16 protein-coding genes are annotated in these 16,600 nt (G+C 57.3%); 3 read left to right on the forward strand and 13 right to left on the reverse strand.

Annotated elements, in window-relative coordinates; all coding sequences use genetic code 11:
* Window positions 1–77 precede the first annotated feature (77 nt).
* The 11 genes from phnK to FHC48_RS14945 form a co-directional block, all read right to left on the reverse strand.
* A complete protein-coding gene (gene phnK / locus FHC48_RS14895) occupies window positions 78–833 on the reverse strand; it encodes a phosphonate C-P lyase system protein PhnK (RefSeq protein ID WP_220418937.1) in 756 nt (251 codons plus the stop codon).
* Window positions 830–1,675, reverse strand: a complete 846-nt coding sequence (locus tag FHC48_RS14900; protein ID WP_008500058.1) for an alpha-D-ribose 1-methylphosphonate 5-phosphate C-P-lyase PhnJ — start codon at window positions 1,673–1,675, stop codon at window positions 830–832. Before FHC48_RS14900 ends, phnK begins: the two co-directional genes overlap by 4 nt.
* Window positions 1,668–2,732 (reverse strand): carbon-phosphorus lyase complex subunit PhnI, encoded by a 1,065-nt coding sequence (locus FHC48_RS14905; protein ID WP_021242918.1) that lies wholly within the window; start codon window positions 2,730–2,732, stop codon window positions 1,668–1,670. The genes FHC48_RS14900 and FHC48_RS14905 overlap by 8 nt, the downstream gene beginning before the upstream one ends.
* Entirely contained in the window at window positions 2,732–3,316 is a 585-nt protein-coding gene (gene phnH, locus FHC48_RS14910) for a phosphonate C-P lyase system protein PhnH (RefSeq protein WP_059364418.1), read from the reverse strand. Before phnH ends, FHC48_RS14905 begins: the two co-directional genes overlap by 1 nt.
* A complete protein-coding gene (gene phnG, locus FHC48_RS14915) occupies window positions 3,313–3,765 on the reverse strand; it encodes a phosphonate C-P lyase system protein PhnG (RefSeq protein WP_059364416.1) in 453 nt (150 codons plus the stop codon). Before phnG ends, phnH begins: the two co-directional genes overlap by 4 nt.
* Entirely contained in the window at window positions 3,766–4,491 is a 726-nt protein-coding gene (gene phnF / locus FHC48_RS14920) for a phosphonate metabolism transcriptional regulator PhnF (RefSeq protein ID WP_023326523.1), read from the reverse strand. It lies immediately after the preceding gene.
* Between the two features lie 20 nt (window positions 4,492–4,511).
* Window positions 4,512–5,291: a phosphonate ABC transporter, permease protein PhnE gene (phnE, locus tag FHC48_RS14925; protein ID WP_008500063.1), complete on the reverse strand. Its 780-nt coding sequence runs from the start codon at window positions 5,289–5,291 to the stop codon at window positions 4,512–4,514.
* 102 nt (window positions 5,292–5,393) lie between these two features.
* A complete protein-coding gene (gene phnD, locus FHC48_RS14930; RefSeq protein WP_059362615.1) occupies window positions 5,394–6,410 on the reverse strand; it encodes a phosphonate ABC transporter substrate-binding protein in 1,017 nt (338 codons plus the stop codon).
* A gap of 24 nt (window positions 6,411–6,434) precedes the next feature.
* The gene (phnC, locus tag FHC48_RS14935; protein ID WP_008500065.1) at window positions 6,435–7,223 is read right to left on the reverse strand and encodes a phosphonate ABC transporter ATP-binding protein; all 789 of its coding nucleotides are present in this window, start codon (window positions 7,221–7,223) and stop codon (window positions 6,435–6,437) included.
* Between the two features lie 172 nt (window positions 7,224–7,395).
* Window positions 7,396–7,836: a VOC family metalloprotein YjdN gene (yjdN, locus tag FHC48_RS14940; protein ID WP_032655320.1), complete on the reverse strand. Its 441-nt coding sequence runs from the start codon at window positions 7,834–7,836 to the stop codon at window positions 7,396–7,398.
* Window positions 7,837–7,959: 123 nt separating this feature from the next.
* Window positions 7,960–8,295, reverse strand: coding sequence for a zinc ribbon domain-containing protein YjdM (locus FHC48_RS14945; RefSeq protein ID WP_008500067.1), 336 nt, complete (start codon window positions 8,293–8,295; stop codon window positions 7,960–7,962).
* Between the two features lie 594 nt (window positions 8,296–8,889).
* On the opposite strand from FHC48_RS14945, the gene crfC reads away from it, so the two are divergent.
* Window positions 8,890–11,235: a clamp-binding protein CrfC gene (crfC, locus tag FHC48_RS14950; protein WP_023345288.1), complete on the forward strand. Its 2,346-nt coding sequence runs from the start codon at window positions 8,890–8,892 to the stop codon at window positions 11,233–11,235.
* Complete coding sequence (locus FHC48_RS14955) at window positions 11,232–12,107, forward strand: diguanylate cyclase regulator RdcB family protein (protein WP_008500070.1); 876 nt, start codon at window positions 11,232–11,234, stop codon at window positions 12,105–12,107. Before crfC ends, FHC48_RS14955 begins: the two co-directional genes overlap by 4 nt.
* Window positions 12,108–12,164: 57 nt before the next feature.
* Here FHC48_RS14955 and kdgT read toward each other — a convergent pair whose 3' ends face one another.
* On the reverse strand, window positions 12,165–13,157 hold the full coding sequence (kdgT, locus tag FHC48_RS14960; RefSeq protein WP_008500071.1) for a 2-keto-3-deoxygluconate transporter: 993 nt from the start codon (window positions 13,155–13,157) through the stop codon (window positions 12,165–12,167).
* Window positions 13,158–13,807: 650 nt separating this feature from the next.
* Here kdgT and proP point away from each other — a divergent pair.
* Window positions 13,808–15,310: a glycine betaine/L-proline transporter ProP gene (proP, locus tag FHC48_RS14965; protein ID WP_008500072.1), complete on the forward strand. Its 1,503-nt coding sequence runs from the start codon at window positions 13,808–13,810 to the stop codon at window positions 15,308–15,310.
* Window positions 15,311–15,342: 32 nt separating this feature from the next.
* Here the strand turns inward: proP and FHC48_RS14970 are convergent, their stop codons facing one another.
* Window positions 15,343–16,296: a nickel/cobalt transporter gene (locus FHC48_RS14970; protein ID WP_023345290.1), complete on the reverse strand. Its 954-nt coding sequence runs from the start codon at window positions 16,294–16,296 to the stop codon at window positions 15,343–15,345.
* Between the last annotated feature and the right edge of the window lie 304 nt (window positions 16,297–16,600).

Here is a 16,600-nt window from a genome sequence, read left to right on the forward strand (position 1 = left end):
GGCGGCTTCGCCTTACCCGGCCCACAGGTGCGCTATTCGTAGGCCGGGTAAGCGCAGCGCCACCCGGCAACAGCCCCTCAGTTCTGCAACACGGACGACACCAGAAGCTGGGTGTACGGATGATGGGGATCGTCGAGCACGCGGTCGGTTAACCCACTTTCCACCACCTGACCCTGCTTCATTACCAGCAGGCGGTCCGCCAGCAGGCGCGCGACGCCCAAATCGTGGGTGACAATCACCACTGCCAGGTTCAGCTCTACCACCAGGCCGCGCAGCAGGTCGAGCAGGCGGGCCTGCACCGAGACGTCCAGCCCACCGGTGGGTTCATCCATAAACACCAGCTTCGGATGGGTGACGAGATTGCGGGCAATCTGTAAACGCTGCTGCATGCCGCCGGAGAAGGTTGTCGGCAGGTCGTCGATGCGCGAGGCGGGGATTTCCACTTCTTCCAGCCAGTGTTGCGCCGTAGCGCGGATGTTGCCGTAGTGGCGCGCGCCGGTGGCCATCAGGCGTTCGCCGATATTGCCTCCGGCAGAGACCTGACGGCGCAGGCCGTCCATCGGGTGCTGGTGCACCACGCCCCACTCGGTGCGCGGCAGGCGGCGGCGCTCGGCCTCGCTCATGCCGTAGAGCGAGGCGCCCTCATACAAAATGTCGCCGTTCTGCGGCGTCAGGCGCGCGGAGATGGATTTCAGCAGAGTGGTTTTGCCGGAGCCGGACTCGCCGACGATCCCCAGCACTTCGCCCGGCCACAGCTCGAACGACACGTCGCTGAAGCCTTTGCCCGGCGCATACAGGTGGGTCAGGTGATTTACCGAAAGCAGCGGTTTCATTGGCCGTTCGCCTCGCTCTGTTGGCGGCAGAAATCGGTGTCGGAGCAGACAAACATCCGTTTGCCCGTGTCGTCCAGCACCACTTCGTCCAGGTAGCTGTGTTTGGATCCGCAGATGGCGCACGGCTCGTCCCACTCCTGCACCGTAAACGGGTGATCGTCGAAATCCAGGCTTTCGACACGCGTGTAGGGCGGGACGGCGTAGATGCGTTTTTCACGTCCGGCACCGAACAGCTGCAGGGCAGGCATCATGTCCATCTTCGGATTATCGAATTTCGGGATCGGCGACGGATCCATTACGTAGCGGCCGTTCACCTTCACCGGGTAGGCGTAGGTGGTAGCGATATGGCCGAAGCGGGCGATATCTTCATAAAGCTTCACCTGCATCACGCCGTACTCTTCCAGCGCGTGCATGGTGCGGGTTTCGGTTTCGCGCGGCTCGATAAAGCGCAGCGGCTCCGGGATCGGCACCTGAAAAATCAAAATCTGATCTTCCGTGAGCGGGGTTTCCGGAATGCGGTGGCGGGTCTGGATCAGCGTCGCGTCTTCGGTTTTTTCGGTGGTCGCGACGCCCGTTACCCGCTGAAAGAAGGTGCGGATCGATACGGCGTTGGTGGTGTCGTCAGCGCCCTGGTCGATGACCTTCAGCACGTCCGCCTCGCCGATCACGCTGGCGGTAATCTGGATGCCGCCCGTCCCCCAGCCGTAGGGCATCGGCATTTCGCGGCCGCCGAACGGCACCTGATAGCCAGGAATCGCCACCGCTTTTAAGATGGCGCGCCGGATCATGCGTTTGGTTTGCTCGTCCAGATAGGCAAAGTTGTAGCCGCTTAAGTTAGCCATGTTTGCGCTCCCGTTGCAGGCGTTTCAGCAGTTCCAGTTCGGCCTGGAAATCGACGTAGTGCGGCAGCTTGAGGTGCGAGACGAAGCCCGCGGCCTCGACGTTATCCGCGTGGGCCAGCACAAACTCTTCGTCCTGCGCCGGGCCAGCAACGTGCTCGCCGTAGTCCGGTGCCTGCAGGGCGCGGTCGACCAGCGCCATGGCCATCGCCTTGCGTTCGCCGAGGCCAAACACCAGCCCGTAGCCGCGGGTAAAGTGCGGGTCTTCATTTTCGGGCGCGACAAAACCGTTCACCATTTCACACTCGGTCATCAGCAGTTCGCCGACGTTTACGGCAAAACCCAGCTCTTCCGGCACGATTTCGACGTCGATATAGCCGCTGCGAATTTCGGCGGCAAACGGGTGGTTGCGCCCGTAGCCACGCTGGGTGGAGTAGGCCAGCGCCAGCAGATAGCCCTCGTCGCCGCGCATCAGCTGCTGCAGGCGGGACGAGCGCGAGCACGGGTAAACCGGCGGCGTGCGGGTGATGTCATCCGGCTGCGCGCCGGAGTCCTCTTCCGCCTTCGCCAGGCCCTGTTTCGCCAGCAGGCTGAAGACGTGCGGAGACGGTTCCTGTTCGGCGTCAGAGGTACTGAGTCGTGGCGCCTCGCCGTTCGCCAGCAGGGTAAAATCCAGCAGGCGATGGGTGTAGTCATAGGTAGGGCCGAGCCGCTGGCCGCCGGGAATGTCTTTATAAACGGCAGAAATGCGGCGCTCCAGGCGCATCTCCGCCGTGTTGATGGGTTCGCTGACCGCCAGCTTCGCCAGCGTGGTGCGGTAGGCGCGCAGCAGGAAGATGGCTTCCACGTTATCGCCGCTGGCCTGCTTGAGGGCCAGCGCCGCCAGCTCGCGGTCGGCGATGCCGCCCTCGGTCATCACCCGATCGACGGCGAGGTTTAGCTGCTGCTCAATCTGGGCGACGCTCAGCTCAGGAAGCTGTTCATCACCCCGTCGTCTGTGCGCCTGCAGCGCATGGGCGGCGGCGATGGCCTTCTCGCCCCCTTTGACGGCAACGTACATCAGCACACCTCCACGTGGGTGGTCCGCGGGATGGCCAGCAGGCGCTCGCCGCAGGTCAGGATCAGGTCAATGCCCAGCGGGAACGGGTGCGGGCGCTCGGTCAGCTCGTGAATGATGCACTCCGGCAGCTGCGGCGCGACCATGCGCTCGTCGGCGATGCCTGCGCCCGTCAGGCGCAGCATACGGCCGCCGCTCAGGCTGGCGACCTGCAAAATCAGCGTGGCGCTGGTTTCCGGGGCGACGGCGGTGCCTTCGCTCAGGGCATTCAGCTGTTCATGGCTGATTTGTTCGTCGGCCACGGCAAAGATTGCCTGCTGCGGCTGTTCAACAAGCGGGGCGCCGGTGTGAAAACGCAGGTTCTGGTTGGCGATATCGTTCGACAGCGCGCCCGAAAGCCATACCGGGGTATCGTTATCGGCAAGCGTGAGCAGCAAGCTGGTTGTCGCCAGGTTCAGCGGCAGCCAGCCCTGAGAGAGCTGGTGCAGCGAGACAATCACGCCCGGCTCGCTCATGGCCTTCAGCAGGCGACGAAAACTGTGTTGGGCATCCTGGACGGCCAGGGTAAAAGCAGGTTGAAGCGTCATGCGTTGTCTCCGCGAACGAGCGTAAAGAAGTCGACCCGGCTGGTATTCACTTCGGCCTGACGCGCGGCAAGACGTGCGGCGCGGTCGGCCTCCAGCGGGGAAATAAGGGTTTCCATCAGCGTCTGGAAATGCGGGGGTTCCTGCAAAAGGGCGTCGATGACCGCGCAGCGCTCGGCGTGCGCTTTATCACGCCCCAGCACGTAGCCGTAGCCCAGCGTGCCGCTGTGCAGGCGGATCGCGGCGCGGGTGAGGGTGGCGTCCCCGGCGAAGAAGCGCGCGCCGGTACCGCCCATGCGCGCCTGGATCTGAACGAGGCCGATCTCCGGCGCGCGGAGGAGGTCGTACCCGGGAGCCAGGGCAAGGGCGTTCATGCGGGCAGAGAGCGCAGCAGGCTGGCTGTGGGCCAGCACGCGCATCCAGCGCTGTCGGGTGGCGGTGTCGAAGTGCATTCAGTGCTCCATGGTGAATTCGATCATGTCGGCGCGGGTCAGGCTGACGGAGTATTCCGTCGCGTCGATCTCGCCGTCACGGTGGTTGAGGGTGCGCACGCAGAGCAGCGGGGCCATATTGGGGATCTCCAGCACCTTGCTCTCTTTCGCCTGCGCGCGGCGGGCGCTGATGCGCGTCTGGGTGCGTTTCAGCGCAATGCCTGTCGCATTCTGGAGAAAATCATGCAGCGATCCGCTGGAGAAATTCTGCAGCACCGGCCAGAGGGTGAGGTCCGCGAAGTAGTGATCGATCTGGCACACCGCGACGCCGTTGACCCGGCGCAGCGTGCGCAGGTGGATGACGTTGTCGCCCTCCTGAATACCCAGCGCGTCCGCCACGTGGCTGGAGGCCGGACGCAGCACCGAGAGCAGCTTTTCGCTGGTCGGGTGGCTGCCCTGATCCAGCAGGTTCTGGCTAAAGCGCGCCTGGGCGTTAAGCGGGTAGTCGAACGGGCGCATCAGCACCAGCACGCCCACGCCCTGACGGCGCTGGACCCAGCCGCGCTCGACCAGCTGGTCAATGGCGCGGCGCAGGGTGTGTCGGTTCACCTCATAGCGGTCAGCAAGCTGCTGCTCGGCAGGAAGGTAGTCTCCGCAGCGGTAGTGCGTGCGCAGCTCCACTTCGAGCTTTGCCGCGATCTCTTGCCAGCGGGTGGGGTAACTGGTCGGATGTCTGGATAAGTGCATAGAAAACAAAGCCTCGCTTCTCAGATGAAGTGCTTACGCAAACGTTGAGAGAGGAAATCCAGCAGGCTGACGGTGACGATGATGAGCACCATCAGGGCGCAGGTTTGCTGGAACTGGAAACCGCGAATCGCTTCCCACAGGGTGACGCCAATCCCGCCTGCGCCGACCATGCCGACGACGGTGGCGGAGCGGACGTTGGACTCAAAGCGGTACAGGGAGTAGGAGATCAGGAGCGGCATCACCTGCGGCAGGACGCCGTAGAGGATCTCTTCGATTTTATTGGCGCCGGTGGCGCGAATGCCTTCCACCGGACCGGGCTCGATGGCTTCGACCGCCTCGGAAAGCAGCTTGGAGAGCACGCCGGTGGTGTGAATGAACAGCGCCATGACGCCCGCGAACGGACCGAGGCCGACGGCGACCACGAACAGCATCGCAAAGACCATTTCGTTGATCGCACGACAGGCGTCCATCAGGCGGCGCATGGGCTGGTATACCCACCACGGCACGATGTTTTCAGCGCTCATCAGGCCAAACGGAATGGAGAGAATAACGGCCAGCGCGGTGCCCCAGACGGCGATTTGCAGGGTGACCGCCATTTCACTGAGGTAGTCCTGCCACTGGCTGAAGTCCGGCGGGAAGAAGTCGGCAGCGAAGGTCGCCATATTGCCCGCGTCTTTGAAGAGCAGCAGCGGATCCATTTCCGCGCCCTTCCAGGAGATAACCAGCACCGCCAGCAGGATGGCCCAGCTTATGAGCGAGAACCAGCTGCGCTTCGGCGGCGGGAGGGTGATGGTTTGCATGTGTAACTCCGCAGGTCTTTGTGTGCCGGATGGCGCTACGCTTATCCGGCCTACGATCCAAAATGTAGGCCCGGTAAGCGCAGCGCCACCGGGCGAAAAGCGTTACTGCACCGCTTTATTCACGCTGGTCATCGCGCCGAGCGCGGCGGTCAGGCGGTCGAGGTCTTCAAGCTGGGCCTGAATCGCGGCCACTTTGCTGGTCTTCTCCTCGTCCTTCAGGCCTTTGTTGTCCTTCACGCCCTGCATCTCTTTAAACAGCGCCAGCTGGCGAATCGGCACCAGCTGCAGGTCGCTTGACGGGCGGAACGGTGCCCAGCCCAGACGTTCCAGAACTGCTTTCTCTTCCGGCGTTTTGCCGTAGGTCATAAAGAAGTCGTACACCTTGTCCTTGGTGCTTTCGGACAGGTTTTTACGCCACACTATCGGGTCGCCGGGGATCAGCGGGGATTTCCAGATAACCTTCAGCTCTTTCAGCTTGTCCGGGGCGGAGGTCTTCAGCTTGTCGAGGTTCTCGGTGTTGTTGGTGGCAACGTCCACCTGCTTGTTGGCCACGGCCAGAGCGTTGGTTTCATGGCTGGCGTTTACCGTGCGCTTAAAGTCGCTGGCGGAGGCGTTGTTTTTGGCGAAGACGTAGTAGCCAGGGACCAGGTAACCCGAGGTGGAGTTCGGATCGCCGTTGCCGAAAGTCAGCTCTTTGCGTTTGGCGAGCATGTCGTTGAGGTTGTTGATCGGGCTGTCTTTGTTGACGATCAGTACGCTCCAGTAGCCCGGGGAGCCATCTGCCGCGACGGTCTGGGCAAAGACCTGGCCGTTCGCGCGGTCCACCGCTTCCATGGCGGAGAGGTTGCCGTACCAGGCGATGTCCACTTTATTAAAGCGCATCCCCTGGATGATGCCCGCGTAGTCCGGGGCGAAGAAGGCGTTCACTTTGATCCCCAGCTTGGTTTCCATATCTTTCAGGAACGGTTCCCACTGAGGTTTCAGGTTTCGCTGTGATTCCGTCGAAATAATGCCGAAGTTCAGCGCTTTTTCCTGCTCTTGTGCATACGCCGGGCTTAACAGGGTGCTGAGGCTGAACATGCTGGTAAAGGCCAGCGCGGCAACGGCTTTGTAGCTCATGTACTTTCCTCGGATCGGGTTTAATTAAGCAGCCTGCGCGTTCTCTTCGACGCGGTTAATGCTGCGGTAGAGATGGTCAAAACGTTCGTTATCAAACTGATGGCTCGCGCCATCAAAGAACACGTGCCCCTGACGCAGGGCGACGATGCGTTCGCAGTAGCGCAGGGCGTAATCCACCTGATGGAGCGTGACCACCACGGTAATGCCGTCGTTCTGGTTAATGTCGCGCAGGGTCTCCATCACGATGCGGGCGGACTCCGGGTCCAGCGAGGCGATGGGTTCGTCAGCAAGAATGATTTGCGCTTTTTGCATCAGCGCGCGCGCAATCGCCACGCGCTGCTGCTGCCCGCCGGACAGGGTGGAGACGCGCTGGTGGGCGAAATGCGCCATGCCGACGCGGGTCAGCGCCTGTAAAGCTTCCTGCTTCTGGGAAGGGGTGAACCAGCGCAGACAGGTGCGCCAGAACGGGGTGCTGCCGAGCGCGCCAATCAGCACGTTCTCCAGCACCGTCAGGCGGTTTACCAGGTTGAACTGCTGGAAGATGCAGCCCGTCTGGGCGCGGCTCTTGCGGATATCGCTCGCCAGACGCCCCGCGCGCTGCACGGTATTGCCCAGCAGCTCGACATGGCTTTCCGGCGTTTTATCGCCGGTGATAAGCCCGCTCAAATGGCGCAGAAGGGTGGATTTACCCGAGCCAGAAGGCCCGAGAAGCGCCACCATGTCGCCCTGCCGGACGGTCAGATCAACGGCATGCAGAGCCTTGTTATGATTGAAGGTCTTGCTCAGTTTCTCGACGCGGATGACAGTTTGCATGTGCGGGGCCTCACGATAAATGTGGCCTCATGCTGGCGCATCAATGTGACATTTGGGTTAAGTGCAGGTTGCGGGAGTTTGAAGAGTTGAGCGGAGTTTGATGACAATCACCGTAGGCCCGGTCAGCGCAGCGCCACCGGCGCTGTGGGCGGATGCGCTGCGCGTGTCCTGCCTACGACGTTTGTTGCTTGACGACGTTAATCATCCACGGCACGCCGTATTGGTCGGTGACTTTACCGAAACCGTGCGCCCAGAAGGTCTCCTGCCACGCCATGTCGATGTTCCCGCCCGCGGCGAGGTTGTCGAACCAGCGCTTGCCTTCATTGACGTCCTGGGTGTCGAGAACCAGCGTAAAGCCCGCGTACTGCGCGTTGCTGCCGGGCGGCATCCCGTCGCTCATCATGATATCGCTGCCCGCAATGCGGACGTTGGAGTGGGCGATAGCCGAATCCGGAAACTGCATACCGGACGGACAGCCTTCTTCGCTGTTATCGCTTTTTGGCATTTCGCCGAAGGTAATTTTATAGAGAAGTTCTGCGCCGACGGCTTGCTGGTAAAAGGCGGTGGCCTCAGCGCAGTTGCCGGCGAAAGAGATGTAGGGACTTAACGGCATAATCTTTACCTCACGTAAGAAAAGCCCGTTAAGTTTAGTTCTTTTTTTGTAGGCCGGATAAGCGTAGCGCATCCGGCAAAAGCGCCCGGAGGCGCTTCGCTTACCGGGCGTACAGGTGAAAAATCAGTTCTTTTTCACGAACTCAGATTTCAGTTTCATTGGACCGAAGCCGTCAATTTTGCAGTCGATATTGTGATCGCCTTCAACCAGACGGATATTCTTCACTTTGGTGCCGATTTTCAGCATAGAAGAACTGCCTTTCACCTTCAGGTCCTTAACGACGGTAACGCTGTCACCGTCTGCCAGCAGATTGCCGTTCGCATCTTTTACGATGAGCGCATCAGCATCCTGAGCCGGCTCGGCATCATTCCATTCATGAGCGCATTCCGGGCAGATGAACATGCCATTATCTTCATAGGTGTATTCAGAATTGCATTTTGGGCAGTGTGGGAGAGACATATCGGTATCCTCGAAAGTGTAAACGCGCTGGAAAGTGCCAGCTAAATGACGGCAGGGTGCCGAAAAAGGCGGCAAGTATAGCGCAAATCCACACCGTTGTCGGTGATATTGTGAATTAAAAAAGCTAAAAAGCGTATCGGGAGTGACACGTTCTGTCAGTCAGTTACGCGAAGCTTATGTCCATTAACACGGTGGGAAGAAATGACGATAAATATATCGAATATTTTATTGCAGCAAATTGCTACGCTCTGCCATTTCGGATAAGGTGAAGCGACACATTGTTATTTATCTCCGGACTTTGCTGCCATACATATCTTATGGCAGTGGTGCATTACCTCTCTTTTTAGGTGGGTAAATAATGGTGATATATCCTGAAGTTTCTTAAAAATGGGCTACGCTTTTTTCTTTTGGCTATCAGGCCTGGAGAAGAGTTCTACACGCCATGCAAGGATAGGGAATTATTCCTGATTATCTTCAATCAGTTATATTTCGGCGAACATGTTTTCCACACGTGATCATATAAGCCTGAACAACATAATTAAAACCAGTGGCTTAATAAAAGTAATAAATTTGCGTTAAGGAAAGGCTTTTATCATGCACACACAGACCATTTTTGAATTAAGCCAGGAAGCCGAGCGTTTGTTACAGCTTGCCCTGCAAAATCTTGATACGTTGAAATCAATGCCCACTGAGATGCTGGAGAGCACAGAGGCTGCTATTACTGGCGAAACAAACAACGTTTTACCTTTGCATTTTAGCGCGCGCGGTGTCGACGCCCAGCAGGCGATGCTGAATAATGAATTACGCAAAATAACCCGGCTGGAAATGGTCCTGGCCATTGTTGGCACCATGAAAGCGGGGAAATCGACCACCATTAATGCGATTGTGGGTACCGAAGTGTTGCCGAACCGCAATCGTCCAATGACGGCGCTTCCGACGTTGATTCGCCACACGCCGGGCCAGAAGGAGCCGGTGCTGCATTTCTCTCATGCCTCCCCGATTGATGAATTGATCCAACTGCTTCAGAAACAGCTCTGTGATTACGACCGCGGGAAGCTGGCTCAGCGTCTGGAAATTGATAAAGACATGAATACGCTGCTGGAGCGCATTGAAAAAGGGGAAGCGTTTGAGAAGCATCACCTGGGCGCGCAGCCGATATTTCATTGTCTGAAAAGCCTCAACGATCTGGTGAGACTTTCCCAGGCGCTGGGTGTGGAGTTTCCGTTCTCTGAATATACGGCTATTGAACATATCCCGGTCATTGAAGTGGAGTTCGTGCATCTTGCGGGCCTGGATGCCCACCTCGGGCAGCTGACGCTGCTCGATACGCCCGGGCCGAACGAGGCCGGACAGCCGCATCTGCAAAAAATGCTCAGCGAGCAGTTGTCCCGCGCATCGGCGGTACTGGCCGTGATGGATTATACCCAGCTTAAATCCATTTCTGATGAAGAAGTCCGTCAGGCGATTTCCGCGGCGGGAAAATCGGTGCCGCTGTATGCGCTGGTCAATAAATTCGATCAGAAAGATCGCAATAGCGATGATGAAGAACAGATTCGGGCGATGATCTCCGGCACCTTAATGAAAGGCAATATTTCGCCTGGTCAGATTTACCCCGTGTCGTCCATGTGGGCGTATCTGGCGAACCGCGCGCGCTATGAGCTAAGTTCGCATGGACGACTGCCGGATCATCAGGAGCAACCCTGGGTGCAGGATTTTGCCGAAGCCGCACTCGGACGTCGCTGGCGTACGGCGGATCTGGACGATATCGACCATATCCGACATTCTGCCGATTTGCTCTGGGAAGATTCGCTCTTCGAGCAACCGATACGGAAACTGATTTACGCCGCCTATGCCAATGCCTCGCTCTACGCGCTGCGTTCAGCCTCGCATAAGCTTCTTAACTACGCGCAAAACGCCCGCGAGTATCTCGATTTCCGCTATCAGGGGCTGACGGTGGCCTTTGAGGCGCTGGAGCTGAATATCGCACGTCTGGAAGAGGACATGGCGCTTTTGCAGACGCGTCAGCGCGTGGTGAGCGATGAGGTGAAACACGAGGTTGAGGAAGCGCTGAACGCCACCGCGGACTTTATGGGCTCCCAAAAAACCGCGCTTCACCAGGCGATTGACCAGGTGTTCAGCACGCCCCCGATTCTTGATTCGGCAGGCACCGAACGGCAGCAACTTCGCGGTGAGAGGGTGAAGCAGCTGGTGCTGGACGATGAAAGGCAGGCGCAGATTGCGCTGAGTAAATTACGCGCTTCCTGCGAGCGGGTGATGCTGGATGCCCAGACGAAGATCGGCCGTGAGCTGGCGTTACGCTTCGATCAGCTGGAGTCCACGCTGGCGCGTTCTCTTAACGAAGCCATGCGTCCCATCGAAACGCGTATTAAAGAGCATCTGAGCCATGCGGGTTTTCGGGCGCGGATCAGCTTCCCGGCGTTTCAGGCAAGCCAGCTTAACTTCAATACGCGAGCGCTGTTTAACGATGCGATTGCGCAGGACGACAGCCAGGCCGCCCCGCCTTCCGGCGGGAGCAGCATGCGCGAAACGGTCTCTCGCTGGCTCAATAATCCTGGCTGGGGCTGGGACGAGTATGTGGAAACGCGCACGCGCTATGTTATCGACATTGCGCAGCTACATGACAAATTTAAGCAACATATTGATCAGTTTTGTGAACAAATACGTAAAGCTTTGTCCGCGCAGGTCGATGTCTCTGTTACGGCAGGAATGGCGACGTTCTTTGCAGAATTTTCGTTGTGCCTGACCGGGTTACAGGAAAGCTTGCGTGATAGCCTCGCAGTGCGTCAGCAAAATGAGCACTCAACCCGAGCGCTCTGCCAGTTGTTGAAGCAAAGCATCACTACTGCGACGTGGATACAGGAAGATACCCGACTGTTACGCGATGATATTCAAACTCTATTCGCGGCAGAGCAACCATGACAACACCACTACTGGACGGCCCCGGGCGAACGCTGGAGTGTATTAATCCAAAATTTATGGTCGATCTGGTGCAGGGGGGAGACGCGGCGCGTCATCCTCGCCTGGGACCACAGCAGCTGCAGTTTCGCGAGCGTTTGACGCAGGAAATCATGACGCATACCCGGCTACGCCCCTGGGCGATGGCGGGGATGCTCAATGAAAATGCGGCGCTGCGCCTGGGGCTGGCGGAAAAGCTGGCCGGGATGCTTGATCCGGGCCATCTCGCGCTGACGCTGATGGCAGAGAAGCTGATTGCGCTGCGTCAGCAGACTCACCCGCGCACCCTGCAGTCTCCCGGACTGACGCAGCAGTACGCCGATCTCGTGTCTCATTTTACCCAACGCGCAGCCTGGAAAGAAAAGGCGCTGACCCAGCGCGGGCTAACGGTGCAGGCGGGTGAGCACAGCGAGCAAATTTTTACCCGCTGGCGGGCCGGACATTATGATGGCTGGTCGCTGGCCGGGCGCTGTTTTATCGTTCTGGAAGAACTGCGCTGGGGAGCATTTGGCGACGCATGCCGCCTCGCGAAAGAAGATGTGGCGGCCATGCTTAAGGATAACCTGCGCAGCATGGCGGCTAACTATCTGGCGCAGGGCATTAATGCCTCACCCACGACCCGCCATTTTTATCACCAGTGGCTGACTGCGCCTGCTTCTCCCGGATCGATCGATCATAAAGACATGCTGGGCTGGCTGGGGGACTGGTGTCAGGCGGATAAGCATCCGGTGAGCTGGTCAGTGACGCAAAACTGGCAGACCGTCGCACTGGGGATGCCGAGGCTCTGTTCGGCAAAACGGCTGGTGGACGGGATGGTGGAAGAGATTTTTGGGTAAATCCCTTACCCCTCACCCTCTCCCCGCAGGGAAGAGGGGAGGGTTTGGTGCGGTGTGTTAATGGCGGAGTTCGACCGCTTTTCGTTCGATATTTTGCTCGGGGGCATTGGCGTAGCGTTTCGCATATAGCGCCGTGATGATCGGCACCAGTAGCGCAGTGACAATCACGCTGGCGGCAACCAGCGCCGTCGCTGAAGCGGCTACCGGTTCGAAGGCCGGGTTAATCTGGGCAATAATCACCGGGTTGGCGACGGCAGCGCCTGCGGCTGAAGAGGCGGCGACGCCCGCCGTGCCGTTTCCTCCCCCGATCACGCGGTCGGCAACAATCAGCGGAATACCGGTAATGACGATTACGGCGACACCCAGCACAATACCCAGCAGGCCGGTATCAAGGATAACCTTCAGGTTGATGGTGTTCCCCAGCGCAAAGCCGAAGAACGGGATCAGCACCGGCGTGGCTTTGCTGAAGAAATCACGCAGATCGTGATCGAGGTTGCCAAGGGCAAAGCCGATCAGGAAGGGCAGGATTGCGCCGACAAAGTGGTGGGGTTCAAAAGAGGCCAGGCCAGCAGACCCCAGGATCAGCATCGTCATTAGCGGGCCTGATTCGAGAGACATCAAGACAAATGCGCCGGACTCTTCTTTCGTCCCGTACTGGTTCATCAGGCTGGCGTACAATCCGCCGTTAGTCATATCCATCGCGGAGACAATCGCCAGCACCGATAACCCCGCGAAGAACCCGGTCTGAATTCCATTCTCCGGGATGAACATCGCGCATATCATTGCCACCGCCCAGGCTACCGCTATTTTGGTTATTACCAGCGTGCCGGATTTCCGTAATACGGTACCGGTCGCCCGCAAATTAATGGATGCACCGATACAAAAAAACCAGACGGCAAGAATTGGAACCGTGCCCGTTATCATGCCTTTTGTGAAACCACCAAAATAAGCCCCGGTATCAGGGGCAAGGGTATTCAGGATGGCGCCCAGCACCAGCGGAACCAGCATCATACCGCCGGGTATGCGTTCTATCGTGGCTTTAATCTTCATGGACAATCCTCACATCTGACCCCGCAGGACGGGCGTTCGGTGTTAAAAATTAGTCAATAAATTCAATTAATTGGCATTTGTTTTTGAGTGGCGTTTCTCGATAATCCCGCCAGGAAAATAAATGTTTTCTCTCGATTAACTTCATTGGAAAACACATGGAATGCTGTATTCGGATTTATCATGCGATCATTGGAATATTGATTCAATCAAAATAAAACATCGTTTTAGTTATCTTTGTCACATATTCAATGTAAAACTATCGGCGGCTTCATGATGAAGAAAATTTATGTAAATTGAATGTGAGTAAACGTGGTTTGTTTTTTTGTTGCGAAAGAACTCATAACGTGCGTGAGAGAGCTCATGAGGCGGGGATGAGAAAGGGCTTATTTGCACTGATTGACAAATACTGGACTGAGTTGACCTGAAGCTTAAATATGTGTGAAGTTGATCACAAATATAAACGCTGGTAGGGTAAAAAGGTCATTAACTGCCCAGGCAGGCGTCAACAGGTTCGGTTGTATCGACGTAAAACGTCAATGTAAGTAAACCTGCTACGCTTGAATAAGGCGATTCGCATGGAGCGGATCCCATGGTTCACAGAACGCACGCTGGACTGTGAAACAGACAGGGCCGAGTCAACGAGGATAGCTATGCTGAGAAGGAAAAAGATTAAACCCATCACGCTTCGCGACGTCACCATTATTGATGACGCCAAACTGCGTAAAGCGATTACCGCAGCCTCGCTCGGTAATGCGATGGAATGGTTCGATTTTGGTGTCTACGGCTTTGTGGCCTATGCGTTAGGTAAAGTGTTTTTCCCCGGGGCCGATCCCAGCCTGCAGATGATTGCGGCACTGGGTACGTTCTCCGTTCCCTTCCTGATTCGCCCGCTGGGTGGTCTGTTCTTCGGTATGCTCGGTGATAAATATGGTCGTCAGAAGATCCTGGCTATCACCATCGTCATTATGTCGATCAGTACATTCTGTATCGGTCTTATACCGTCTTACGCCACTATCGGCATTTGGGCACCGATTCTGCTGCTGATCTGTAAGATGGCACAGGGCTTCTCCGTGGGCGGTGAATATACTGGCGCCTCGATCTTCGTTGCCGAGTATTCTCCTGACCGTAAGCGCGGGTTTATGGGAAGCTGGCTGGACTTCGGCTCCATTGCCGGTTTTGTCCTGGGCGCGGGTGTGGTGGTCCTGATTTCAACCGTAGTGGGGGAAGAGAACTTCCTCGACTGGGGCTGGCGTATACCATTCTTCCTGGCACTGCCGCTGGGGATCATTGGCCTCTACCTGCGTCATGCGCTTGAAGAGACGCCTGCGTTCCAGCAGCACGTTGATAAGCTGGAGCAGGGTGACCGCGAAGGGCTGCAGGACGGTCCGAAGGTATCGTTCAAAGAGATTGCCACTAAGCACTGGCGAAGCCTGCTGGTCTGTATCGGTCTGGTGATCTCCACCAACGTGACCTATTACATGCTGCTGACCTACATGCCGAGCTATCTGTCGCATAACCTGCACTACTCGGAAGATCACGGTGTGCTGATCATTATCGCCATCATGGTGGGTATGCTGTTTGTGCAGCCGATTATGGGCCTGTTGAGTGACCGCTTTGGTCGTCGACCGTTCATTATTCTGGGAAGCGTTGCGCTGTTTGCCCTCGCCATCCCGGCATTTATTCTGATCAACAGTAATGTACTGGGGCTGATTTTTGCCGGTCTGCTGATGCTGGCGGTGATCCTTAACTGCTTTATCGGGGTGATGGCCTCAACGCTGCCCGCGATGTTCCCGACCCATATTCGCTACAGCGCGCTGGCCGCGGCCTTTAACATCTCGGTGTTGATTGCCGGTCTGACCCCGACGCTTGCCGCCTCGCTGGTGGAGAGCACGCAGAACCTGATGATGCCTGCTTATTACCTGATGGTGATCGCGGTGATTGGTTTGATTACCGGTATTACTATGAAGGAGACGGCGAATCGCCCTCTGAAAGGCGCAACGCCTGCGGCATCGGATATCCAGGAAGCGAAAGAGATCCTCCGTGAGCACTACGATAATGTAGAGCAGAAGATTGAGGATATTGACGCCGAGATTGAAGAGCTGCAGAAAAAACGTTCTCGACTGGTGGATCAGCATCCACGCATCAATGAGTAACAAAAAACCCGCCGCTGGCGGGTTTTCTTTTATTAGCATCCTGCGGCGATGTAGTCGCCATTGGCGCTGATGGGGACCACCGTCAGGAACAGCACCGTCGCGAACAGGATCAGGACTATCCCTCCGGCTATTTTGACGGTCGGCACCAGCCATTTTAACGAGGCGCTTTCTCCGAACCAGGCCACCGTGCGTTCGCGGGCGTAACGTACAGCCAGTGAAAGCCCCATAATAGAAAGAGCGGTTCCCAGCGACATGGTCATGACTGCGGCCATCCCCCAGGTAACAATGCCCAGCGCGTTCGAAAACATCAGAATCATAATCGCCCCGCTGCACGGGCGTGCGCCAATCGCCAGTATCACGCCCAGACGGGTTTTCCAGTCGCCCTGCGTCAGTTCTGCACCTACGCCGTGATGACCGCAGCCACAGTGTTCGTCGTGCTGATGAAGCGGCTTAATGGCAGAGACAGACATCCTGCGCGGGCGCAGGCTCTTCAGCGCCTGGTAAATGACAAATGCGCCGAATGCGCCAATAAGCACTGCGCTGACCTTCTCCACAAACCAGCGGCTGGTACTGATATCCCCTGAGGCGAGGTTAAACCCTACCGCCAGGATAAAGACAAACAGAATGGCGCTGACGCCCTGCATCAGGCTGCCCAGGAAAGGGACGACCCGGGCGGCCAGCTCGCTTTCCTTATTGGTAGTCAGATAGGTCGTCACAATGAATTTTCCGTGCCCGGGGCCAATGGCGTGGAGTACGCCATAAAGGAAAGCCCCCGTTAACAGCCATAATCCGCCGCTGTACTGGTGGTTATTCAGCTGCAGCAGGTACATCACCAGATAGCGGTGCAGGGTAATTTGCGTGGCAAGACACCACTGGATAAAGGCGTTCCAGTGCGCATGCAGGGTAAAACCGGCAAAGAGAATTGCCAGCAGCATCAACCCAGCGGTAGGGAGACGCCAGTCACGGGTGAGGCGTTGTGTGGTCATGAAGCGGCCTGCACAGAGAAGAGTATTTGCCGCCAGTATAGTTGATCTTCCCGCTCAGTTCGTGGGATCGCATTGGGATCCGTGCAGAATTGTGGATAACTTTGTGCATAAATGGGTATAAGGCGGGGGTTTGCTGGGGAATGCAGCAGTCAGTCATTTTTTTGCAACTTTTCGGTTGCGGTCGTTCGCGAACTCCCTATAATGCGCCTCCATCGACACGGCGGATGTGAATCACTTCACAAACAGCCCGGTCGGTTGAAGAGAAAAAATCCTGAAATAACGGGTTGACTCTGAAAGAGGAAAG

The organism is Enterobacter sp. EC_50 (assembly GCF_019584525.1).
GTDB lineage: Bacteria > Pseudomonadota > Gammaproteobacteria > Enterobacterales > Enterobacteriaceae > Enterobacter > Enterobacter roggenkampii.